General features: G+C 50.4%; 23 protein-coding genes and 1 pseudogene. 16 read left to right on the top strand and 8 right to left on the bottom strand.

The annotated features are described in order from the left end of the window. The first annotated feature begins 43 nt into the window (after nucleotides 1-43). From AB7S66_RS04210 to AB7S66_RS04175, 8 genes are read left to right on the top strand one after another with little or no spacing between them, the layout of a single operon-like run. Nucleotides 44-2,002 (top strand): molybdopterin cofactor-binding domain-containing protein, encoded by a 1,959-nt coding sequence (locus AB7S66_RS04210; protein ID WP_428518217.1) that lies wholly within the window; start codon nucleotides 44-46, stop codon nucleotides 2,000-2,002. Then, a complete protein-coding gene (locus tag AB7S66_RS04205; RefSeq protein ID WP_428518216.1) occupies nucleotides 1,999-2,550 on the top strand; it encodes a 2Fe-2S iron-sulfur cluster-binding protein in 552 nt (183 codons plus the stop codon). The genes AB7S66_RS04210 and AB7S66_RS04205 overlap by 4 nt, the downstream gene beginning before the upstream one ends. Further along, a complete protein-coding gene (locus AB7S66_RS04200; protein ID WP_428518215.1) occupies nucleotides 2,534-3,421 on the top strand; it encodes an FAD binding domain-containing protein in 888 nt (295 codons plus the stop codon). The genes AB7S66_RS04205 and AB7S66_RS04200 overlap by 17 nt, the downstream gene beginning before the upstream one ends. An 18-nt stretch (nucleotides 3,422-3,439) precedes the next feature. Further along, nucleotides 3,440-6,907, top strand: coding sequence for a DNA polymerase III subunit alpha (gene dnaE, locus AB7S66_RS04195; RefSeq protein WP_428518214.1), 3,468 nt, complete (start codon nucleotides 3,440-3,442; stop codon nucleotides 6,905-6,907). Nucleotides 6,908-6,947: 40 nt separating this feature from the next. Next, on the top strand, nucleotides 6,948-7,601 hold the full coding sequence (locus AB7S66_RS04190) for a YggT family protein (RefSeq protein ID WP_428518213.1): 654 nt from the start codon (nucleotides 6,948-6,950) through the stop codon (nucleotides 7,599-7,601). Nucleotides 7,602-7,604: 3 nt separating this feature from the next. Continuing rightward, complete coding sequence (recG, locus tag AB7S66_RS04185) at nucleotides 7,605-9,692, top strand: ATP-dependent DNA helicase RecG (protein ID WP_428518212.1); 2,088 nt, start codon at nucleotides 7,605-7,607, stop codon at nucleotides 9,690-9,692. Nucleotides 9,693-9,743: 51 nt separating this feature from the next. Next, complete coding sequence (gene rsmD, locus AB7S66_RS04180) at nucleotides 9,744-10,304, top strand: 16S rRNA (guanine(966)-N(2))-methyltransferase RsmD (RefSeq protein ID WP_428518211.1); 561 nt, start codon at nucleotides 9,744-9,746, stop codon at nucleotides 10,302-10,304. Next, nucleotides 10,243-11,127: an acyl-[acyl-carrier-protein] thioesterase gene (locus AB7S66_RS04175; RefSeq protein WP_428518210.1), complete on the top strand. Its 885-nt coding sequence runs from the start codon at nucleotides 10,243-10,245 to the stop codon at nucleotides 11,125-11,127. Before rsmD ends, AB7S66_RS04175 begins: the two co-directional genes overlap by 62 nt. Here AB7S66_RS04175 and AB7S66_RS04170 read toward each other — a convergent pair. The 4 genes from AB7S66_RS04170 to AB7S66_RS04155 are packed head-to-tail and all read right to left on the bottom strand — an operon-like array spanning nucleotide 11,120 to nucleotide 13,717. Continuing rightward, nucleotides 11,120-12,136 (bottom strand): hypothetical protein, encoded by a 1,017-nt coding sequence (locus AB7S66_RS04170; protein WP_428518209.1) that lies wholly within the window; start codon nucleotides 12,134-12,136, stop codon nucleotides 11,120-11,122. The genes AB7S66_RS04175 and AB7S66_RS04170 overlap by 8 nt on opposite strands. 4 nt (nucleotides 12,137-12,140) lie before the next feature. Further along, complete coding sequence (locus AB7S66_RS04165; protein ID WP_428518208.1) at nucleotides 12,141-12,428, bottom strand: leader peptide processing enzyme; 288 nt, start codon at nucleotides 12,426-12,428, stop codon at nucleotides 12,141-12,143. After that, complete coding sequence (gene lspA / locus AB7S66_RS04160) at nucleotides 12,421-12,951, bottom strand: signal peptidase II (protein WP_428518207.1); 531 nt, start codon at nucleotides 12,949-12,951, stop codon at nucleotides 12,421-12,423. Before lspA ends, AB7S66_RS04165 begins: the two co-directional genes overlap by 8 nt. Before the next feature lie 13 nt (nucleotides 12,952-12,964). After that, a complete protein-coding gene (locus AB7S66_RS04155) occupies nucleotides 12,965-13,717 on the bottom strand; it encodes a Nif3-like dinuclear metal center hexameric protein (RefSeq protein WP_428518206.1) in 753 nt (250 codons plus the stop codon). Nucleotides 13,718-13,769: 52 nt separating this feature from the next. Here AB7S66_RS04155 and AB7S66_RS04150 point away from each other — a divergent pair, with 52 nt between their 5' ends. Beyond that, nucleotides 13,770-15,806 (top strand): Lon protease family protein, encoded by a 2,037-nt coding sequence (locus AB7S66_RS04150; protein ID WP_428518205.1) that lies wholly within the window; start codon nucleotides 13,770-13,772, stop codon nucleotides 15,804-15,806. An 88-nt stretch (nucleotides 15,807-15,894) separates the two neighbouring features. On the opposite strand, the gene AB7S66_RS04145 is transcribed toward AB7S66_RS04150, so the two are convergent. Together AB7S66_RS04145 and rsmI are read right to left on the bottom strand one after the other, a co-directional pair. Beyond that, complete coding sequence (locus AB7S66_RS04145; protein ID WP_428518204.1) at nucleotides 15,895-16,692, bottom strand: TrmH family RNA methyltransferase; 798 nt, start codon at nucleotides 16,690-16,692, stop codon at nucleotides 15,895-15,897. Further along, nucleotides 16,670-17,377 (bottom strand): 16S rRNA (cytidine(1402)-2'-O)-methyltransferase, encoded by a 708-nt coding sequence (gene rsmI, locus AB7S66_RS04140; protein ID WP_428518203.1) that lies wholly within the window; start codon nucleotides 17,375-17,377, stop codon nucleotides 16,670-16,672. The genes AB7S66_RS04145 and rsmI overlap by 23 nt, the downstream gene beginning before the upstream one ends. 220 nt (nucleotides 17,378-17,597) lie before the next feature. Between rsmI and AB7S66_RS04135 the strand changes: the two genes are divergently transcribed. Further along, a complete protein-coding gene (locus tag AB7S66_RS04135; RefSeq protein ID WP_428518202.1) occupies nucleotides 17,598-18,281 on the top strand; it encodes a PspA/IM30 family protein in 684 nt (227 codons plus the stop codon). Beyond that, complete coding sequence (locus tag AB7S66_RS04130) at nucleotides 18,281-18,475, top strand: PspC domain-containing protein (RefSeq protein ID WP_428518201.1); 195 nt, start codon at nucleotides 18,281-18,283, stop codon at nucleotides 18,473-18,475. The genes AB7S66_RS04135 and AB7S66_RS04130 overlap by 1 nt, the downstream gene beginning before the upstream one ends. A gap of 97 nt (nucleotides 18,476-18,572) precedes the next feature. Here the strand turns inward: AB7S66_RS04130 and AB7S66_RS04125 are convergent, their stop codons facing one another. After that, nucleotides 18,573-19,577, bottom strand: coding sequence for a sigma 54-interacting transcriptional regulator (locus AB7S66_RS04125; protein ID WP_428518200.1), 1,005 nt, complete (start codon nucleotides 19,575-19,577; stop codon nucleotides 18,573-18,575). A gap of 213 nt (nucleotides 19,578-19,790) precedes the next feature. Here AB7S66_RS04125 and AB7S66_RS04120 point away from each other — a divergent pair, with 213 nt between their 5' ends. From AB7S66_RS04120 to AB7S66_RS04100, 5 genes are all read left to right on the top strand, one after another. Continuing rightward, a complete protein-coding gene (locus AB7S66_RS04120) occupies nucleotides 19,791-20,444 on the top strand; it encodes a PspA/IM30 family protein (RefSeq protein WP_428518199.1) in 654 nt (217 codons plus the stop codon). Nucleotides 20,445-20,459: 15 nt separating this feature from the next. Next, a complete protein-coding gene (locus AB7S66_RS04115) occupies nucleotides 20,460-20,795 on the top strand; it encodes a hypothetical protein (RefSeq protein ID WP_428518198.1) in 336 nt (111 codons plus the stop codon). Between the two features lie 5 nt (nucleotides 20,796-20,800). After that, on the top strand, nucleotides 20,801-21,154 hold the full coding sequence (locus AB7S66_RS04110) for a PspC domain-containing protein (protein ID WP_428518197.1): 354 nt from the start codon (nucleotides 20,801-20,803) through the stop codon (nucleotides 21,152-21,154). 1 nt (nucleotide 21,155) lies between these two features. Further along, nucleotides 21,156-22,031: a DUF4097 family beta strand repeat-containing protein gene (locus tag AB7S66_RS04105; RefSeq protein WP_428518196.1), complete on the top strand. Its 876-nt coding sequence runs from the start codon at nucleotides 21,156-21,158 to the stop codon at nucleotides 22,029-22,031. 155 nt (nucleotides 22,032-22,186) lie between these two features. Beyond that, nucleotides 22,187-22,969 (top strand): DUF1576 domain-containing protein, encoded by a 783-nt coding sequence (locus tag AB7S66_RS04100; protein ID WP_428518195.1) that lies wholly within the window; start codon nucleotides 22,187-22,189, stop codon nucleotides 22,967-22,969. Here AB7S66_RS04100 and AB7S66_RS04095 read toward each other — a convergent pair. After that, nucleotides 22,918-23,127: pseudogene (locus AB7S66_RS04095) on the bottom strand (hypothetical protein); the annotation flags it as partial. The gene AB7S66_RS04100 and the pseudogene AB7S66_RS04095 sit on opposite strands and share 52 nt — an antisense overlap.

Below are 23,127 nucleotides of genomic sequence, written 5' to 3'. Positions count from 1 at the left end.
GGGCAGGACATGGTATCTTTCATACTCGAGAGAGGAACATCGCATGGCAGAAAAACGATCATCGACAGGCAAGGTGACCACCCTTCACGGCTACATCGTCACCTCATCGGTCGATGCCGGCCGAATAGAGGAAATCTCACTACCTGCATTGGACAACAACTTTGTATTGGTCACCACCAGGGATATCCCGGGAACAAACCGCGTGCGCGTCTTGGATGCCTCAACCCCCCTGCTCACCTCCTCGGTCATCTCGTACTATCACCAACCCATTCTTGCCCTCTTTGGGTATGACACTGAGTCTGTCCAGCTTAAAAGCAAGGAAATCAATATCTCTTACCGACTTCCCAGTGGTGAGGAGGGGTCTCCTCCAGTGGAGGCGAAACCCTTCTCCTTCCAATTCGGCAACCTGGAGGAAGCCATCAAGGACGAAGGGCTGGAAGTGCTCGAACGTACCTATCGCTACAGTGGGAGCAATTATGAGAGCAATATGCTCTCCCGTATCAGTGTAGTGCTTGAGGATGACATCCTGCATATCACCACGCCTACACAGTGGCCAAGCCATGTCAGGGAGACCGTCAGTGATGTTACAGGTATTCCCAAACGCCGCATTGTAATCCATCGCAAACCGTTCCTTGCCCCACATGACGAGATGCTCATCACACCGAGCACCATGTGTGCCATTGCTTCCATTGCCTGCCTGAAAGGCAACTGCCCGGTCGAGATGCTTGTTACTGCAGAGAGCATGCGCCCCGACCTCACCATCAAACGAAAGACCTGGTTCTTCAACGACGGTCGGGCCCAAGCTGAATCAATCGAGGTAGGAGTCGACCAAGGGAGTGTCTCATTTTTCAGTGATGAGATGGCCAATCAACTGATTGCCGGCTTGGTACCGCTGTATAGCCTGATGGCGTTAAGCATATCCATTACATTCAACACCTCTCGAAAAAGACCAGCCCATTTCTTTGGTGACCTAGGTTACAGTGATGCACTCTGCTCAACAGAATCCCACTACAGTGCCTTGGCAAAAATCAGTGGGTACAATCCCCTCACCTGGAGGTTGAAATTTGCTTCAGAGAGTACCTCACACAGTCAGGTCATCCGTTCAGGCAAATATGCAAAACTCAAGGAACTCATAACCACAGTAAGCGACTCTAGCGACTTCCAGAGAAAAAACGCCGCCTATGGGATGCAAGCCCAGATGCGCGTCAAACTCTCAACCTTCTTCAACTACAGCAGGGGGGTTGCACTTGCCTGTGGAGCTGGAATCAGCGGATTCAGCAGTGAATGCCGCTCCCTGCCACAACAACCTGTACAGATTACCCTCAATCCAAACAACAAGGTCGAAGTGAACACCTCTTTCTACACCATAGGATCAAGCGCCGAGATCTGGAAACAGATCATCAGTGAGGAACTACAGGTAGCAAAAAGCGACATCTCCTTTGTTGAGGAACAAAAAGATATGCTCGACAGCGGCCCTTCAGTATTGTCCGCCAATAGTGGAAGAATGCCACAACAGATTCAGAAGGCTTGCTCCCTAATCAAGGAGAAACGATTTGTCCAACCACTTCCCATCTGTGAAAGTGTGCTCTCAGCGAAACAACCAGGGATGAAAGGCTCCATGTTTCTCAGCAACAGCTGGGTGGCAACTGCCTTGGAACTGGAGATCGAATCGGTCACGTTGCAGCCTCTGGTAAGAAGGGTTTGGTGTGCTGTGTCCCTCTCCAGGGTGTTTGATGAACAGAGCCTCAGAAGCAAGATCCGCCACACAATCGTCACTACGCTCAGGGAGGCGGGAGCACTCTTGAGCCATAGCGATACGTTCAATATTGAGATCACCATAAAAGATGAAGGCCAGCAGATTTCTTCTTCAATCACCAGTGCCTTGAAAGGGGTAATCACCAGCGCATTTATCTCAGCCCTTGAACAAGCCCTTGGTTATCCGGTCGGGAAAATCCCAGTGGATGGAGGAACCTTGCTTGAAGCCCTCAGAGGTAATGTATGAAAATTGAATGCACAATAGACGGGAAGGCACTCTCCCTCTCAGTCAACTCAAACAAGCCCCTCTCACTCATTCTCATGGAGGATGTGGGGATAACCAGCATCAATAGCCACTGCAGGGGAAAGGCCTGCGGAAACTGCATCGTTCTACTCAATGACGAGGCAACACTTTCCTGCGTCATTCCTGCATTCCGTCTCAGGGAGGCAACAGTCAAAACCTTTGACAGTTACCAGAAAACACGCCTCTACCGAGATATTGAACGTGCCTACAAGGCCACAGGAAACACCCCGTGTCCCAATTGCTATGCATCCAAGACACTGATCATTGAATCCATCCTGCAAGAGATGACCAATAATACACGCAACCGTACATTTGGGAGAAACAATCTTCCACTTGCAGGAGGCCAAAACGATGAGGCTCCCTTGGACAAGGAAGCAATTATCCAAGAACTCAGTCTGAATACATGCCAGTGCATGGATATGGCTGAATTACTGCAGATTGTTGAGATAGCCCTCACCTATAGGAGGCGTAAACGTGTACGAAGGCATTAGGTCTCCTGTCATCCATACCCCCAAGACACTGAGCGAATTTGCAACCATTGCCTATCGATATTCCCAAGCCGTCATCTGGGGAGGTGGAACGTATCTGATGAGCCAGAAGGACTACTATCCTAGTGAGATCAAGGATGGTATCATCAATCTTGATGAGCTTGAGGAGTTGAAACGCATCACCAGAAATGATCGTTTCGTTGAAATCGGGGCAATGGTCACTGCAAGTCAGTTGCTGTATGCAGGGAAACTGGTCCTCCCTGAGATTCTCCAGAAAACCTTGCAAAGCCAGGCCTCACAGATTGTGAGAAGACAGACCACCATAGGGGGAAACCTCTGTGTCCCTGATATTCGCTTTGGGTTGTCAACGACTCTGGCCATTCTGGATGCAAATGCCGAGGTAAAATACTACCAAGGGGGAAAGACAACCACCCACTGGATCCCGATTGCCAAGCTCTACGACAAAGATGGGAAGCTGTTGCTCGGCCCACAAAAAGCCCTGTTGACAAGAATTCGCATCGGGCTCGAATATGGCGATTTCCAACGGTTCATTATCGTTGAAGACCCTATCCGGAATACTGACGAATGTGTTATAGTTGCGTTTCAAGCAACCCGTGCACAAAATACCATTTCCAAGGTACAGTTTTGCACGACGTTCCCAAACAAGGCCTTTCATATCAGCAAGGACCTTGTTTCTAAATTGTCGGGACAGACCCTCCCGATTCATCCAGAACGGGTCAATACGCTCTCCTATGAGCTGGTATCTGAATTAAGAAAAATGCATGGAGCGATAAGCGAACTACAACTTGAGCGTGCCAGGAGAATCTTCGAGTCCTTCCTGCATGAACTCAACGCACAGACGCTCTCCTCCTGATGCTTGGAGCATATGTACATGGCTGAGTCTGAAATAGAATCCACCGAGATGCAGAGTACCTTCATCCACCTGCACAACCATACCGATTTTTCCCTGCTCGATGGAGCAGCCCCAATTCCCCGCTACATGGAAAAAGCCAAAGAGTTGGGGATGAAGAGCCTGGCCATCACTGATCATGGGAACATGTTTGGAGCCTTACGGTTCTATTACGCTGCAAAGGATGCAGGGATCAACCCCATCATAGGGTGTGAGTTCTACTGCAATCCAAAGGATCATACAGAGCGTCCTCTTCCAGGAGGGAAAAAACCCAACCAGTATCATCTCATTCTCCTTGCAATGAATGAGAAGGGATACCATAACCTGATGGAACTCAACTCGATTTCCTATACCGAGGGGTTTTACTTCAAACCCCGAATTGATGACGAGTTGCTCATCAGGCATAATGAAGGTCTGATCTGCCTCTCAGCCTGTCTTGGCGGTGAGATTCTGCAACATCTGCTCAACGACCAGTATGATCTGGCAAAGGAGAGGGCACAGTGGTTCGCCTCTGTCTTCGATGATGGACGGTACTACCTGGAAATGCAGGACCACGGGCTGCCCGAACAGAAGAAAACCAATCCATTGCTGAAACAGATCAGTGATGAGACAGGTATCCCCTTGGTGTGTACCAATGACATCCACTACATCGAAAAGAGTGATGCAAACGCCCATGATCTCCTGCTCTGTGTTGGCACGAACTCCAAGAAGAATGACCCGAACAGGATGCGTTTTCCCACCCAGGAATTCTATATGAAGAGTGAGCAGGAGATGAGAGATCTCTTCAGTTGGTGTCCTGAGGCAATAGAGAATACAGGCAAGATTGCAGAACGATGCAATCTGGAGATCCACTTCCCCGGCCCCCTGCTGCCAAACTTCGAAGTTCCTCCCGAGTTCAGTGATACCGCCGACTACCTTCGCCATCTCTCCAATAAAGGGTTGAGATCACACTATGACACCATCACCGAGGAGCTACAAAAACGTCTTGATTACGAACTCGATATCATCACCAAGATGCAGTTCGAAGGGTATTTCCTCATCGTCATGGACTACATCCAGTGGGCAAAGAACCACGACATCCCAGTAGGCCCAGGGAGAGGCTCCGGTGCAGGTTCCCTTGTGGCGTACTCACTGGGAATAACCGATGTCGATCCGATCAAATACAACCTGCTGTTTGAACGATTCCTCAACCCTGAACGGGTAAGCATGCCTGACTTCGATATCGACTTCTGCTACGAGAGAAGACAGGAAGTCATCAATTATGTCACCGAGCACTACGGAACTGAACGGGTTGCCCAGATTGCCACTTTCGGTACCCTGAAAGCAAAGGCTGTAGTGAAGGATGTTGCCAGGGTACTGGATATCCCTTTCGAGGAATCGAACAATATCTGCAAACTCATCCCCGATGACCCGAAGATGAATTTGGCAAAGGCCTTCGAGCAGAACAACGATCTGGTAGAGCTGGAGAAAAAAGGCGGCGTCTACGCAGAGCTCTTTGATGCGGCACGCCGTCTTGAGGGTCTGAACCGGCACACATCCACCCATGCGGCAGGGGTGGTCATAGGCAAGGAGAACCTGCTCAACTATGTCCCACTCTACCGTGACGCGAAGACCGGAGCCATCTCCACCCAGTACTCAATGGACCTCATTGAGGAGTGTGGGTTGGTGAAGATGGACTTCCTGGGGCTCAAGACACTCACCCTGGTCAAACATACCGAAGACTTGATCAAGAAAAAGGATCCCACCTTCAATGCAAGTGAGATCGACGAACAAGACGAGAAGACCTTTGCCATGCTTGGCAGAGGTGAGAGCAACGCGGTATTCCAGTTTGAAAGCCAAGGAATGCAGAACATCCTCAAGGAAGCAAAGCCCAACAACATAGAGGACCTGGTTGCCCTGAATGCACTCTACAGACCTGGCCCAATGGCCTATATCCCGCAGTTCATCAACTGCAAACTTGGCAAACAACCCATCACCTATGCAAACCCTGAACTGGAAGAGGAACTGAAAACCACCTACGGTGTCATCGTCTACCAGGAACAGGTAATGAAGGTGGCCCAGATTATTGCTGGGTACTCTCTCGGCAACGCAGATATTCTCAGGCGTATCATGGGCAAGAAGAAAGTTGCAGCCTTGGAAAAGGAGAAGGTGAAGTTCATTGAAGGGGCAAAGGCACTTGGAAGAACTGAACAACATGCCATTGAGATCTTTGAGATGCTGGAACCCTTTGCAGGTTATGGATTCAACAAGAGTCATGCGGTTGCCTACTCGGTGGTGGCCTACCAGACAGCATACCTGAAAGCAAACTACCCTGCTGAGTTCTGGGCTGCAAACCTCACCAATGAGATGGGAAGTCCAGATAAGTTCAGTGAGTACTTGCAAGTTGCAAAAGATAATGGGCTGGAAATACTAGCTCCGTCGATCAACTACTCCGACAAACATTTCTCTGTTGTTGATGGCAAGATTGTCTATGGACTCGCGGGTATCAAGAATGTGGGCGAAGGGATCGTTGAACTTATTGTAAAGGAGAGGGAAGGGCGTGGGCCATACAAGGATTTGCTTGACTTCCTTACCCGCCTGGATACCAAGGCGATGAATACCAAGCTTCTGGAATCACTGATCAAGGCAGGGGCATTCGATACACTGGGAACCAACCGCCCCACCCTGCTTGAGAACCTCAGTGATGCCATCACCTATGTACAGAAACGAAAAGAAGCAACTGCATTCGGGCAGATCTCGCTCTTCGATGAGGAGACAGAGGCTGCCATGGAGACATTTTCCATGCGTGAGGTACCCGACTGGAACCTGCCTGAAAAATTGGAGATGGAAAAAGGACTGCTCGGATTCTATATCTCTGGTCATCCACTGGATGCATTCAGCCAGGCAATCGCACAACGGGTGACTGTCAATACCGCAAAACTGGAGCAGGTTCCCTTTGGCCGTCCGGTCAACATCATAGCCATGGTCACAGGAATCAGGCCATTCACCACCCAAAAGGGCAGTGTCATGGGATTCCTGCAGCTCACCGACAAGAATGCAACCTTTGATGCAACACTCTTCCCAAAGACCTATGAACAGTATCGGGACATTCTCAAGGTGGATGGAATCTATGGATTTGTAGGGAAATTCGACAACTCCCGAGGCAATGACAAGATCTCCTATCTTATCGAGCAGATTTTTGCTGACCCAAACCAGCTCGCTCCAGTTGCGGTAAGCAGATGCCATATTGAACTGGAGAAATCCTTCTGCAACAATGAACACATCACACAGCTCAGGGACCTCTGCCTCTCCTATGGCGGGTCCTGTTCTCTCCTGCTCCACTTCAAGGAAGAGGGACAGGAGTCTCCTCTCAGTGTTGCCTGTGGCAGGGAGTTCAGTGTGCGCTATTGTGATGAATTGGTGGAAGCAACAAAGGAAAATCCTGCTATCTTGCATATTTGGTTCGACTAACGCTAAAAAGTTCGGTATCTTACTAAGGTGGAGGAATGCGATGAACCAAACCTATTATGAAAGCGGTATGACTGCAGCAAGCGGGGGAGATGTCTTGATGAGTATTGCCTCAATTGTTGCAAGCTTGCTCTCATTCTACTCCTTGCTGATCTGGCTCAGGATCATCCTTACCTGGATCAGGGTACCTGGACAGACACAGGAAAACCCCCTTGCTTACTACATAGGAAAGGTAGTTGACCCCTATCTCTCATGGTTCAGGGGGATATCCAGCCTTAGGCGCAGTCATCTCGACCTTACCCCACTGGTTGCCTTGGCAGTCCTATCTGTAGTGCAGTCAATGCTCCGCTTCTATGGGGCATATGGAACCATTACCATCGGCATGGTTGTTGCGTTGATCATCCAGACACTCTGGTCTTACCTACTCAGTCCTGTTTTCTGGTTCTTGATCATCCTCTTGGGCTTTCGGCTCTTTTTCTGCTACAGACGCAGTGCAAGAACCATCAGCTACATCACGATGCTGGACTCCCTGATCGGTGGTATCCTGAACTGGGTCCAGAGATTGTTCTACCCAAAGCGCACAATCAACGACCGTCAGCTTGTCACCACAGCCCTGGTTTTCTTCATTGTCCTTTATATTGCTGCATCCTTTGCAATCAGGTTCCTTGTGAACTTCTTTGGGAATCTCTCCTTCTAAGCCATGGAATATTTGAGGAACCTGCATCAGCCCATCACCACCTTGAGCGGGGTGGGCCCTGCTGCAAAGACCTCCTATGCTGAACTGGGCATAACCACCTTCAGTGACCTCTTGTTGCTCTCTCCAAGAACCTGGGAAGACAGAAGCCGTATCCAACCCTTGGGAGGCATCCAGGACAACCAGATGGCAAACACCTTGGTGGAAGTACTCTCTCACTCATATTTTGGGATGAAAAGCGGCAAGAAGCGGACCCTGAAAATCATTGTGCGGGATGTCTCCGGCAAAGGTGATGGTCGCTTGAGCTTGCTCTGTTTTGGTCGCAACTTCCTGGAAAAGACCATCAGGATCGGAAGAATCTACTACCTCTATGGGAATGTAAGCTGGCATCATGGAGAGCTGCAGTGCTCCCAGTTTGAACTCTACCCGGCTACCGAGGATGGTGACTTCCCCAGGCAGTTCGGCAAGATTCTTCCCATCTATCCCTTGAGAGGCTCCTTGAGCCAGCGACTGATCAGAAAGAATGTCCAGGAAATTCTGAGAAGCATACACCACTTCCAAGAGGAATTGCCTGAAACCTTGATAGAGAAATACCAACTGCTCCCCACTGACGAAGCTATTCGGAGCTATCACTTCCCACCAACAATTGAACTCCTGAAGCAGGCACGAAGGACCCTTGCATTAACTGAACTCTTCTATCTCCAGTTGATTGCACGCCGACACAAGGGGCTGCAACAACGACTCGTCAACAAAAGCCAGGGCATCCCTACCAAGCTTGAGCTACACTTCATGGAGAAACTTCCCTTCAGTCTCACTGAAGACCAGATGACCAGTTTGAAGGAGATCAGGGAAGATCTTGATGGGGAGTTGCCGATGAACCGGTTGCTCCAAGGGGATGTGGGCAGTGGGAAGACCCTCGTAGCGTGGATCAGTGCCCTGCATGTACTCTCCCATGGGGCGCAGGTAGCCTTCATGGCTCCCACAGAGTTGTTGGCTCGTCAGCACGCAGAGTCAGCAGCAAGCCTGCTTGGAGAGATGGGTATCCGTCTGGCCTTCCTCACCGGTTCAGTAAAGAGCAAGGAAAGGCGCCTATTGCTCAGGGCAATTGCAGAAGGAGAGGTAGATATCATCATCGGAACCCATGCGCTCTTTTCTGCCGAGGTGAGTTTCAGGAACCTGGCCTATGTAATCATCGATGAGCAACACCGATTCGGGGTGGAACAGCGGCTTGCGTTGACCCAGAAAGGCACGGTTCCTGACGTATTGCTGATGACAGCAACCCCGATTCCCCGTACTCTTTCCCTTACCGTGTTCGGCAATCTCAATGTTTCCACCTTGAGAACCATGCCACCAGGCAGGAAGCCCGTGATCACCCACCTGGTCAACGAGCAGAGCAGGAGGAGGATGTATGCATCGGTAGGGGTCGAGTTCAAACGAGGCCACCAGGCATATTTCGTCTACCCGAGAATTGATGACAGTGGGCAGAGTGACCTAAGAGATGTCATTTCCATGTATGATTTCCTCAAGCAAGCGTACCCTGACGTTCCTTCAGCCCTGATACACAGCAAACTGGACGAGGATGAGAAAGTCACCATCCTCAAGGACTACCAAGCCGGTAAGCTGGGATACCTGGTCTCCACCAGTGTTGTCGAGGTCGGAATCGACATACCCAATGCAACCTGCATGATCATCGAACATGCCGAGCGATTCGGGCTCTCTGCCCTTCATCAGCTCAGGGGAAGGGTCGGCCGTTCCCGGTTGCAATCCTACTGTTTTCTCGTTTTCTCGAATGAGTTGACCGATGAAGCAAAGCAACGACTCAAGGTGATGAAGGAATCGAATGACGGCTTCTACATAGCAGAGCAAGACCTCTTGATCAGGGGACCCGGGGAACTGACAGGAACCAAGCAGTCCGGCTACCTCAAACTCTCCTACGCATCCCTGACGGACGACCTTCCCCTTATCGAGATTGCACGAGAGGAGGCTGACCGGATCCTTGCCTCCGACCCAGGTTTCTTGGCTCCCTCTCTCATGGTAATCAGGGAAGTGCTTCGCAACGCTCCCCCCTTCAGCGCTGAAGGGAGTGAGGCGTAACTTGCACATTTCACCACAATTACCTATCATCAGTCCCATGAGGCACAGAATATGAGAATTACCGGAGGAGTTTATCGGGGAAGGACGGTCGCTTGTCCACCAGGGATCATCAGACCAGCCATGGATATGATGAGAGAGTCTCTCTTCTCCATCCTGGGAAGTCTGGAAGGGAAAACTTGGCTGGATTTATTCACCGGCAGTGGCTGCGTCGGGATCGAGGCAGCAAGCCGGGGTGCAAGGCTGGTGCACTTGGTCGAGAAAGACCGACAAAAAAAGGCCACCATCATGGATAACATCAGCATGGTAGAGAGCGAGATCAAGCTCTTCATGGCCGATGTACGACGTTTCATTCCCACCGCAAAAATGCAGTATGACATTGTGTATGCAGATCCTCCTTTCCCCATGCAGGGCAAGGTTGACCTGGCAAAGGCTGTTGATAAGCAAAAACTCCTTACCCCAGGAGGCCTGTTCATCATACACTACCCATCCGAAGAGAAGAAACAGTGGCCAGAGGATGTAGGTTCCTTGGTCTGTTATGATGAGCGTAAATATGGAAGAAGTATCCTGCGCTTCTATCGAAACACCAAAGACAAGGACCAAGCAGATGTATGATGAACTGATTACGATTGATGAACGGAACGTGGCACACAGCACCTTCACCACCTACAGCTATGAGACCGATTGTTTCACCGATGCTCGTCTGGCCTTCTATTTCCAGGTTGTGCAGGAAGCAGCAGGAACCCATGCAGCAAGCAAAGGATGCTCGATTCCTGAGATGCATAAAGAGGGCAAGACCTGGGTGATTACCCGCAGCCGTATGGAAGTATTCCGCTATACGCGTTGGCCCGAAGTGCTGCAGGTGGAAACCTGGGCACAGGACCCGATCAGGCTGCATCTTCCCCGTGTTGTCAGGGCATTCGATGCAGAGGGGAAGCTGCTGTTCATTGCCAAGACCTTTTGGGCAATCCTCGATCTGGAACGAGGCAGGCCGTGCAGACCCCAGGACATGTCCCTACGCATTGGTATTCCCCCATCTGGAGATACAGAACACGCAGTGGATATGCATCTTGAGAACAATCTTCATGGGGAAGATGAGCCTCTTCATCGATTGGCTGTCCATATGCCCAAGATCACCTATCTTGATACTGACCGGAATCTGCATGTGAACAACATATCCTATCTCACATGGGCCTTGGAGAGCCTTCCCTCCTCCTTCCAAAACCGTTGCAAGGTCGCGGAAGTGGACGTATCGTATCTTCGGCAGACCTTTCTCGAGGATGCTGTTGTTGTATACACCGAGAGCAAGGACCCTGATGCATTACAGAAGGATGAACCACTATTGCACCATAGGATTGTCAGAAAAGAGAAAGATGGGAGTGAGGCCGTGGTTTGGGCTGGTTCCACACGGTGGAAGAAGCGGGAAGATCTTAGATGAAGACCTTCCGTAAGGATGGGTCCTTGCCCAGGAGCAAGCCGATGGACTCCCTAACAGGATAGTAACCATGCTTGGAATTGGCACTATAGTAGCAATACCAGCAGGCCTCTTCCTTCTTATAGTGTACATCACAGCTGACAATGTACCGGCTGGCCCAACCCGTCTGGGGCGGAACCAGAAGCGGCGCGCGATAGGACGGCCGGAAAGACACCCCATCGCTGCTTTCCAGTTGCATCAGCACCGAAGCCGTCTTTGCCTGCTTCTTGTCCCAATACATTGCACACTCAAAGCCGATGTATCCATCCTCTGCACGAAATACCTTGATGCTTCCTACCGCCATGCTCCGATAGGGATCATCAGGGTCAGGGGAGAGCAGTGGTTCTCCCTCGTTCGCAAGGGCATACGGCCCCTCAATGGTTGAGGAGATTGCAAGGGCAAAATGGCGACTGGTCTTCTGTTTGGTATCGGGAAGCAAAAGATGGGAAGCTCCAAAGTACAGCCGATACCCCGCCCCATTCTTGATAATCTGCGGCCGTGAGACCCTCGGCTTCTTTAATCCATCTGAGGAAAAAGGAATATCCCGGCTATCAAGGATGATCTTTGGCTCGCTGAAAAGGATCAAGTCAGTGGAGGAGCACATTTCAAATCGGCTATACGTTACCTTCTCTTGCTCTCTTCGTTTCAGCCTTCCCTTCTTCAGGTTCGGTAAGGAAGCATTATGTTTTTCGTAGAGAAGGTAATACACCCCATTCTCTTGGTATATTGAGGGAGAGTGTCCCCGCAAGGCGACCATCTTCCTTGGCTCCCAGCTGATCCCATTCTCACTGATGAAGTGTTCAATTCCCACCCAGGTATGGCCAAAAAGATGCCATTTCCCATCAGGGCTTTCTTCCGGAAACAAGAAGGAGGGATCACAGAGCCTCGGCATGTACCAGCGGCTCCTGATGACCGGCTCATCACTGAATGGGTACCAAGATATTCTTGAGAACGTGGAGAGGGACTGGTTCATGATCTCAGTCCTCTCTACGCTTTGGCTTTCTCTTTCTATTGTAAAGTGGGCTGAGGTTATCCTCCAGATTGAACTTGTTGTTCATCCACTTGATGATTCGTGAGTACACCCAGAAACTCCCTCCGATACTTACCAGGAAGGTAAGACCCAACCAGAGGGGAATCAGGGAACTGTTCGGGTCGACAAAACGGGTGATGAGTACAAAGCAGATGATGAAAAGAACCATCATCAGCACAATGTTCAGTACCGTTGCCGCCAACATGAACCAAACGGTGTTCATTTTCTTAGACATTGTTATCTTCCTTCGTTTCAGAGTTTTCAAGGAGCAGGCTTATGGCAAGCAGAATCCCACTGATAACCAGCGAAGCATCCGCAATATTCCAGGTCGGCCATCGCTCAAAACCCAAGAATCCATAGACCTTTACGCTGATGAAATCCACTACCCGAAAACCCCTAAAAATTCGGTCGATCAGATTCCCCGTTCCGCCGCCCAGGAAGAGCGCAAGCACCCACCTCTGGAAAGTGGAAAGATGAATCTTTCGTGAAAAGTATACTACACATACCGCTATAACCAAAATCACTGGAACGATGATGAAGAACAGCAACTTTACAGCGACCGAAAGCCCATCCCCCATACTGAAAGCAATAGCAGTATTGCGAACATGTACAATCGCGAGGAAATCGCCAAGACAGCGAAACCCTATTGTGTTCTCTGGGATGGTGGCGACCACCCATGCCTTGCTGAGCTGGTCCGAAACAATGATAAAAACGGTAAGCAAGAGCGGGATGAATCTACTGGTATCTTTCTGTGCCATGGTGTTGACTATACTATAAGCCAGTGGGGTTGGCAATAAAACAAACCTCAAGGTCGAACGCATCCCTAAGATGTGCTGAGAGCGCCTGCACCCCGAAAATTTCCGTTTGGTAATGGCCACCGCCTATGACCGTGATACCAGATTCCTGTGCATCGTGGTAAATTTGATGTTCCACTTCCCCGGTGATGAAACAGTCCAGTCCATCACTGAGGGCTGCATAGACATCACTGCTTGCCCCTCCACTGACAATACCCACCGTTGTAATGGTTCCCTTACCGAATGGAAGCACCACTGGATTCTCAAAACCAAGCCGTTCAGCAATCCACTTGGTGTCTCCCCCGTCCTTGAGTACACCCTTGTATCCCAACGGGGTGCCTTTATAGGGGGCAAAGGGCTCAATATCCTGCAAACCCAGCTTTCCAGCCATGACAATATTGTTTCCCACCTTGCTGTGTGCATCGAGGGGCAGATGGGCAACATACAGGTCCAGATTTCCTTTCAGCAACGTACTGATGCGCGTATGGTGTACCCCGGTGATGGGTAGGGGAACTCCCCAATAGAGCCCATGGTGCACGATAAGCAGATCAGCGCATTCTTCTATGGCCTTCTCAAAGGTAGATTGGCAGGCATCAACGGCGAAGGCGACCTTGCGAACATCCTTCTCAGCTCCTCCTACAACCAAACCGTTGAGGGATCGATCCAAACCCTCAAAAGCCCCAATTTCCAGATATGTATCAAGATAGGCAACAAGTTTGCTTCGTTTCATGAGCCTAGTATATAGAGTTGACACCTTTTGTTCCACCACCTATAGTTCCCTCATGACCGATATCAAAAAGCGGGTTCATCCGCTCACCTATGAAGAAGCCTCCTTCGATTTTGATCCCTTGCTTATCAGTGAATGCCGGGCTTTGGGCAGCAGGGAACATATCGTTGGCCAGCCAAGGGCTCTTCGCAGCCTCGAGATTGGGCTCAGTCTACAGAAATGTGGATACAACATCTTTGTAAGCGGAGAAGCCACGAGCGGGAGACATGAGGCGGTACGCTACTGTGCCGAGCACCAGAGAAACAATATCGATGCTATCAGGGACATTGTCTATGTGTGTAATTTCAAACAACCAGACAGCCCCTCTGCCCTCACATTCCGCCCAGGGGAAGGAGAACGCTTCTGTGATGCCTGCAGTGCATTCAACCAGGATCTGCTCAACCTGACTCAGGACAGGGAGCACTTTTTGGAGAAAGCAGAGAACCTTGTGGACCAACTGGAGCAACAGTTCCCCGACAATCGGCAACTCTCCTCCTACTTTGCCCATCTCAAGGCTGACCTTGCCCGGGAAGCTATCCATATCCAGCACCTTGATGCAGAGATGCTCAAGAGTGACCCGATAGCACGGAAGTACCAAGCCAACCTGCTGGTAAATCATGCACAGACAAGACAACGTCCCCTGGTCATTGAGTCTTATCCCACCTTCGACAACCTTTTTGGTTCTGTGGACTCAGATGAGAAAATCCCCCACCTCAGCCTGCATGCAGGCTCTCTGCTTGAGGCAGCAGGTGGGTTCATCGTCATAGAGGCAGAAAAACTGCTGGGAGAGAGTGGCCTCTGGGAATCGCTTAAGCGGTATCTCGATGCAAACGCATTGGCGTATGAGGCAGGGCTTGTCACCAAGGGGGAGCTGAAAAGCAAGATGATCAGGCCACAGGTGGTCCCCCTTCCGATCAAGGTCATTCTCATCGGTAGCGAAGAGGTCTATGACATGCTCTCTGATGAGGATGAGCGATTCCTGACGCTCTTCAAGATCTGCGCACAGTTTGATTATTCGATGGACCTCTCCAAGGAGACAATCGCCCAGAGCATCTGGGCCTTGGATGCTTATGCAAAGAGCCATCACTTGCTCCCCCTTGAGGATAGCGCCTTTGGGCAGTTGCTCCGCTACTCCTGCTGGTATGTGGAGTCCCGCACCCATCTGACAACGCACTTCTCATCCCTCTATGATGTCATCGAGGAAGCTCACTGGTGGGCGAAGCACCAGAACCAGGCATCCATCGACGGGGAGCTCATTCTCCGTGTAAATGAGGAGCGGGGATACATCAATGGCATCAGCGAGAGCAAGATCAATGAGGAGATCCTCAGCGGTGATATGATCATCAGCCTCTCCGGCACAAAGGTCGGGGTAGTCAACGGCTTGGCTGTCATGGACCGTGGCAGTGCTTCCTTTGGAACCCCTACGGTCATATCCTGTACGGCCAGCCCAGGAAATGAAGGCATTGTTAATATTGAACATGAAGCCGGACTCAGTGGAGAAATTCATGACAAGGGTCTCCTGATCCTGGAAGGATACCTGCGCAAGCATTATGCCCGCACCTTCCCACTCTCCATTTACGCCGGCATTGCCTTTGAGCAATCCTATGCAGAGGTTGATGGAGACAGTGCCTCCTCCAGCGAACTGATTGCCCTGCTCTCTGCAATCGGGGAACTGCCTGTCCGCCAGGATATCGCAGTGACCGGGTCGGTCAATCAAATGGGATTGATCCAACCCGTCGGTGGCATCAACGAAAAGATTGAGGGATTTTTCCGTACTTGCTTGGCAACAGGACTCACCGGAAAACAGGGAGTCATCATTCCAAAGCAGAATGTCCGCAACCTCATCCTTCCCTATGAGGTACTGAACGCCATCAAGGAGAAGCAATTCTTCATATATCCGGTCAGTACCATAGATGAAGCGATGCAGCTACTCACCGGAAGGAGTGTCGGCGTTCGCAATGCAAAGGGCAACTGGAGTGCAGGGAATTTCAACTTCGATATTGAAGATAAGCTGAAACGAATGTATGCAGCAGTTACATCCAACCGGGGTTAGTGATCTGTAACAGCATAAACTTGTAACTGAGCTGACACGAACGAAGTCCATCAGCTCGATAGGCCCAGGAAAAGTCAAGATTTACATGTTACAGATCACTAGCGCTCATATACCAACTGCAGAGCATAATCCCTGTGGCTACCGCTACATTCAGGGAACCCTTGGTTCCACCCATCGGGAGGGTCAACCGGCCAAGGGAGGCTTCGCTTGCCTTCAGCAAGGAGGGACTGACACCCAGCTCCTCCCCACCGATGATCCCTACCCCTTCCTCAGGAAAGGGAAACTGGGAGAGTCCCTTACCGCCTGTCTCCAAAGCAAAGAGGGGAAGTGATTGTATCCTCTGCATTACTACGTCCTCAGGCAGGACCTCATGGTCCACTGTATCGATACATCCCCTGCTGGTCTTTCTGGTACGCGGGTGGTCGAGCCTTGCACACCCTTCGATCAAATAGATTTTCTGCACTCCAAAGGAGTCTGCACTACGGAATATGGATCCTATATTATAAGGAGAGCGAAGGCGGTCGAGCACCAGTACATGGGGGAGGATGAGGCGAGCTGATGCATCTAGCGCCCCCTGCTCATCGGTAAGGTCCCAATCGGAGGGGTCACTTCCCAGAACACCGAGGAGAAAATAGTGGATATCCTCGAGAAGGATTGCCAAATCTCTTCCTTGGACCAAGGGGACTCTTCTTGTCAGCAAACGCAACTGCTTTCTTTGTGCTTCATCCAACACCTCAGAAAACTGCTGCTCTTCAGAGAGCGTGAGCAGCCCATACAGATACGAGGTATCCATCACCTGTTCCTGGGACAACTGATGAAACAGGCTTGCGCACTTTCTTACACACGTCCGGCTTTTCAGGCTTCTAAGCTTCTTCAGTGTGATCATCACGTTCCTGTGCCTGGGAGGGCGCAACCAACAAGGCGAACTCCCCCTTGATCGAGGGTTTTGCAGCAAGTACTTCCATCACCTGGGAGGCAGTTCCCTGCAAGAACTCCTCAAACTTCTTGGTCATTTCCCTTCCCAATACAATCTGGCGCTCCCCATCCAGCTCAGCCAACTCGGCAAGTGTCTTGAGAATTCTGAAGGGCGACTCATAGATGATGAACGCCTCATCCCGGCTGAGCAACTCCTCCAGACGTTTCTTTCTTCGTCCCTTCTTTGGGCTGAGAAATCCTTCAAAGGTGAATGTTTTGCCTACATACCCGGCCACACTGACAAGAGCCGATTGTGCAGAGACACCAGGGATAGGGACAACAGTGAATCCAGCCTGGCGAACCGCACTGACCACACGCGCTCCCGGGTCACTGATACCCGGGGTGCCCGCATCACTGACAAAGGCAACATCCTTGCCTTCTGCCAACAAGCCTACGATGCCTTTTGCAGAGTTGGCCTCATTGTGTGCATGACAGGCGATCAGGCGCTTGCTGATCCCCCAATGGGTCAACAGCTGCTGTGTATGCCGGGTGTCCTCACAGGCGATCACCTCAACACCTTTCAGGGTCTCAACTGCCCTGTAGGTAATATCATCCAGGTTCCCAATGGGTGTCGCCACCATATACAAGGTACTCATGGATGCAGTCTACACGCTCTTGGCACCCCTTACAAGCCAATGGGAATGGTAGTATTGGCCATAGGAGTTGGTATAATTTACCAAACATGGTGGCAATACACCGAATATACGATGAATTTCTATGGATAATTCCCGTATTATCAAAGTTGGCACGCCTTATGCACAGTAGTCTACGTACAAACAAACGCAAACAACAGCCACCTAGTGGCGAAAGGAGACAATGATGCAGATGTTCAAGAGAATCGCCGATATCTTCAATTCCCACGTAAACAGTGCTTTGGATAAACTCGAAGACCCGGAAAAGATGATCAACCTGATGATCACAGAACTTGAGGAAACCCAGAGCAAGGCTCGTTCTTCAATGGCAGCAAGAAAAGCTGAACAGGCAAGCCTGGAGCGTGAGAAGGCAGAACTGGAGAAGGCTCTTCTCCGCTGGGATGACCGCGCCAAGCTGGCTATCACCAATGGCAGGGAAGACCTCGCCCGTGAAGCCTTGATTGAAAAGAATAATACAAAAGCAAGAATCAAGCGTATCGAAGAGCTTGAAACAAACCTGCAGACCATTCTTGCCAGCCAGAGCAGCCAGCTCACCCAGATTGCTGACAAGCTCAAGGAAGTGAAAGATAAGCAACAGATCCTTGTCCAGAGAGCAAGAAGCGCAAAGGAAAAGAAGCAGGTTGCTGAAACCTTGAAGAGCAGTGACAGTACGGACTTGGCTCGCAAGTTCAGTGAACTGGAGAGCAAGATCGAACGCATGGAAGCAGACGCAGAAATGGCCGGCTACCATGGAACCACCAGTGCCGCCGACGAGTTCAGCATAATGGAAAATGAACATGAGATTGATGCAGAGATGGAAGTGCTGAAGGCATCAATGAGCAAGAAGAAAGAGATGGAGCAGCAGTGATGGACTACTACCACAGGACGCCCTACCGTGAGCGAAGAGGTATGATTCTTGGAGTTTTCGAGGGACTGGCAACGTGGTCAGGGATTCCTGTAATCCTCTTGAGGATCATCGGAATCATCCTCCTTTTCTCTGTGGGGTTCATCCCGATGGTGATTGCCTACCTGGGAACAGCCCTCATCCTTCCCCCCCGATAGTTTTTTCATGACATAGATCACAGTTCTTCCCCAGGGCTGCTTTACAAGTCTGACTGAAAATCAGACAGGGAAGCAGCCCTCTTTGTATCTATATGTACTACAGCAGATCCTGATATTTCCTGTACAATCCCCTGAGCTGGTCGTAGGTAAGGCCAAGGAGCTTGGCTGCCTCCCTCTGGTTCCCCCCGGCCTGTTTCAATGCCTCTGCAAGGTAGGAGACATCGAGATCAATACGAGCTTGTCCAAACTGCGACAAGTCCAGCTGTTTCTGTTTTTGTGCGACAACGCTTTCCTTTCCCTCCATCTCTCTTTGGGTGAAAGGATTTTCAAATGGATTGAAATCGAGGTGTTCAATTTCTGGAGTATCGCTGCGGTAGACAGCCCGCTCAACCACATTCTTCAATTCACGTACATTACCAGGCCAGGGATAGGATTGCAGGGAAGCTTGCACTTCCTCTGAGAAAACCGGCATCTCACTCCTGCCACACTCAAGAGCCATTTTTGAGGCAAAATATGAGGCAAGCAATAGGATATCCTCGCCACGCTCTCGAAGCGGAGGAAGAAACAACACTTCAAAAGAGAGTCGGTCCAGGAGGTCTTCCTTGAACTTTCCTTCCTTGCAGAGAGTAGGAAGATCTGCGTTGGTAGCACCGATGATCTTCACATTCACCTCATGGGTGACAGAGGAGCCGACCCGTTCATAGGTACCATATTCCACCACACGAAGGATTTTCTCTTGTACCTCCAGAGGGATGAGCCCGATCTCATCCAGGAAAAGCGTACCTCCCTCAGCCTCCTCAAAACGCCCCTTGCGGGTCTTCTGGGCCCCGGTGAACGCTCCCTGTTCATAACCGAAAAGTTCGGTCTCGATCAAGGAAGGAGGAAGAGCAGCACAGTTGACGGTTACCAAGCTCTGCTGCCATCGAGGAGAGAGAAAGTGCAATCTTCTTGCCGCAATCTCCTTGCCGCTGCCACGCTCCCCCACCAGGAGGACGGAACGATTCACGGTAGCTGCACGGCTCAGCTTGCTCTGGAAATCCAGGAAAACTTCGCTTTCTCCTAGTGGTTGCTGGTTGTATCCTCCACCCTGTGGGGATTCCATTCGGCGCTCCTCTGTTGGTAAATTTTGCCATCATTGGTATGATTTGCCAGAAACAGGGTAGCACAACTCAGCAGACAAGAAAAGCCGTATAACCCCCAATCCTTGTCAAAATGGTGATTTATCAAAATTTTCATAGATATATTGGAGTTGGCACGAATCGTGCAAACAGTTACATAGAAACAGAGGTGGTACTACTACCTAAGGAGAGATATTATGGGAGTTTTTTCAAGATTCTTGGATATTGTAAATGCAAACATCAACTCACTGCTCGATAAGGCAGAAGATCCTGAAAAGATGATCAAGTTGATGATGCAGGAAATGGAAGACACCCTGATTGAACTCAAGAGTTCCTGTGCCGCAAAAATGGCCAGCAGGGCAAAGACCGACCGTACCTACAAAGAGGCGCTCAGTGCAGTAGAACGCTGGCAGAGCCGGGCAGAACTGGCCATAAGCAAGGGACGCGAAGATTTGGCACGGGAAGCACTACTTGAGAAGAAACAGGCAAAAGCAACACTTGATCGCCTCAAAGAGGAACTTACCACCTATGATGAGGTAATCAAAACCGCAAAGAGTGAAATCAACCAGATTGAGGACAAGCTATCCACCGTGAAGCAGAAGTACCAGATGATGGTTGAGAGGGCAAAGCGAGCCAGGGAAGAACAAGCTGCCCAGGAGACCATGAGACGTGCAAGCGAGGGAAATACGTTTCACCGCTTCAATGATATGGAAGAGAAGATAGACCGTATGCAGGCCGACAATGACCTGAACCGCAGTGGCTCTACCCTGGACGAGAAATTCCGAGACCTCGAGGAAATGGATGACATCGATGCTGAGATCGCGGAATTGCGCAAACGTGCCGGCCTGTAAGCAAAGGGACAGGGCATGGAAACAATCTGGATCTTAACAGTCATATTCACCTTCATTATAGTCGTATCTACCCTTGATCATCGTTACAGCCTGAGAAAGAAAAAGATCGAGGCAGCCCTTCGGATGCGTGAAATGGAGATGGGTTACCCACCTGGGACCTATAGTGACACAAAATACAGGAAGCGGAAGAAAGGAACTGCCTCTGAAGCCAGCTTTACCGAGTGGCGACAGAGGACCAACAGGGCGGAACTAAGAAAAGGGATTGATGAGCTGCAGGAGCGGCTTGCTAACCTTGAGACGATTACAAAGAGCCGGAAAAACTCATCTGAAGGCTTTGGAGATAAGGAATGACTACTATGGCTACCAAACGATTGTACAGATCCCCTCGGGGAAAAATTTTCGGGGTTTGCACCGGCCTTGCCGAGTGGAGGGACCTTCCCCCTGACCCGGTCCGCCTGATTGTATTTCTTGTGGTACTGGCAACAGGCATCTTTCCAGGAGCACTCATCTACTTGCTTGCCGCGCTCATAATACCGATGAATCCTGAAGGCTCTTATGACTCTTCCATCTACACGAACGATGCACCAGATTCGAGCGAAGAGGAACTGAAGGCTGAGTATGAACGTCTCAAGCGTAAAGTGGAAAAAATGGAAAGTGAGATGTTCAATAAGGAACGCGACTGGGACGACCGATTCCACCAAGGAAGCTGACATGCTGAAGGACACCAGCGCCAATAAAATCTTCCTGATCATCCTGGTGCTCATACTCACTCTCTCCTTCTCCCTCTACAAAGGGTGGGAGAAGCGGGGGATCGAGCAGCGCCGGGACCAGCAGATAGACTTCCAGGAGGGAGACTCCCTCGAGATATCAACCATCAGCAATGACATCATCATCGAGGTTGATGAAGGAGCGAGGCAAGCCGGTATTTCTCTTGGAAAGCATGACAATGAACAGCTGAAGGTTTCAAAACAAGGTTCCTCGGTAACTGTTTCAGTCACCCCGATCAAACGTTGGTTCCTCCGTTTCTTCTCCTACACTCCTTCTCCCTTGATGATCACACTCCCCAGTGCGGACCTGGGACGCTTGGAAGTCACTTCCACCAGTGGGGACATCACCTTGATGCACCCCATGATAACCAACTCGACGAAGGTTTCTGGCGTAAGTGGCGAGATTGACTTTCTCACTCTCAGGGCATCTGACAATCTGGAGCTGCGTACCGTCAGTGGGGACATCTCTGGAAAAGAAGCCTCTTCTGATGGAGATGTAACGCTCTCATCAATGAGCGGTACGGTTGAGGTCCAACAGATTTCAGGAGCCAAGACCACCCTCAAGACAGAAAGTTCCAAGATAGAGGGAGAAGTTCGTCTTCCTGAAGGGGGCTCTGTTGAGGCCAAGACTACCAGCGGAGAAATGGAATTGAACCTTCGATCAAGTGAGAACCTCAAGGTGACAGCGTCAACGGTCAGTGGTTCAATCGAGTTCAACGACGAACGACAAACTGGGAATGTGGCCAGCTTGCAGACAGGAGAGGCAAGCAACCATGTAAGACTCTCATCGGTAAGCGGTGAAATCGATTTGTTATACTAATCTCTCCATAGTGAATACACATAGGCATGATGCATACAGCACTGCCTATTTTTTTGGCATTCCTTGCTATATACATGCATTTTCTTATTTTCATACCTTGCTTACTTGCTATTCTCCCGAATCTATAGGTAGCATACTGCTATCAAGGAGGCACCATGGAACGAAGTGAACGCATCCTCTATGCTCTACTCATGGTACTCATCTGCTCCCTCATGCTCATAGCCATGATACTTGAGGGTCCGCTCACTGTCTTGCAGAATACCCTACGACTGCAGACTCAAGCAGCTCGCCTGATCAGCGACTTCACGTTGCATGGTGTGGGAACAGCCATGTTCAATGCAGCGACGGTAGGATTGTTGGCATTGGTACTCATCTTTCATGCATCAGTCAGTCTTTCTGGGCCAACCATTTCAGCAATTCTGACCATGATGGGGTTCTCCTTCTTCGGCAATACATTGCTCAACAGCATCCCACTCATCCTTGGAGTCTGGCTGGCAAGCAAGCTTGCACGCAAGACCTTCGGTTCCTACAGCTTGATCGCCCTTTTCGGTACAGCGCTTGGCCCCCTGGTAACCTTTCTGATGTTCTCGACCGACTTGCCCTTGCCTCTCTCCATTCCACTGGGAATTGTAGCAGGCCTTGCCGCCGGCTTCATCCTCCCTGCTGTAGCAGGATCCATGCTGCAACTCCATCAAGGCTATAATCTGTACAACGTTGGTTTCAGTTGTGGGTTCATCGGTCTATTTGCATCCAACCTACTCATTGCAGCGGGGAAAATGGAACCATTGGCCATTACCTGGAGTGAGGAGTTCTCACTCCCACTCTTCCTGGTAATACCCATGTTCTCCCTATTATTGAGGCTCTGTTTTCGGAGTGTATTGAATCGCTATCCCGCAACAGGAAATGGCAATGGTGGCTTATGGAATACCTCCAGATAGGTGGAGCATCTTCCGATTGCTTGCATCCTGCCCAGTAACATTTTCTTCAGATCAAGACGGTCCACACCCGGGTTCTCAGCCTCAAAGCCATTCCAGGCGAGATAGTTGTCGAGGTATTTCGTCGAGACACCCCTGAAGGGAGCCAGCAACCCCTTCAG

Origin of the sequence: Sphaerochaeta sp. (genome assembly GCF_050178175.1) — a bacterium.
Taxonomy (GTDB): Bacteria; Spirochaetota; Spirochaetia; order Sphaerochaetales; family Sphaerochaetaceae; genus Sphaerochaeta.
Note: the sequence above shows the minus strand (reverse complement) of the source record. Positions and strands in the feature narration are given on the sequence as shown.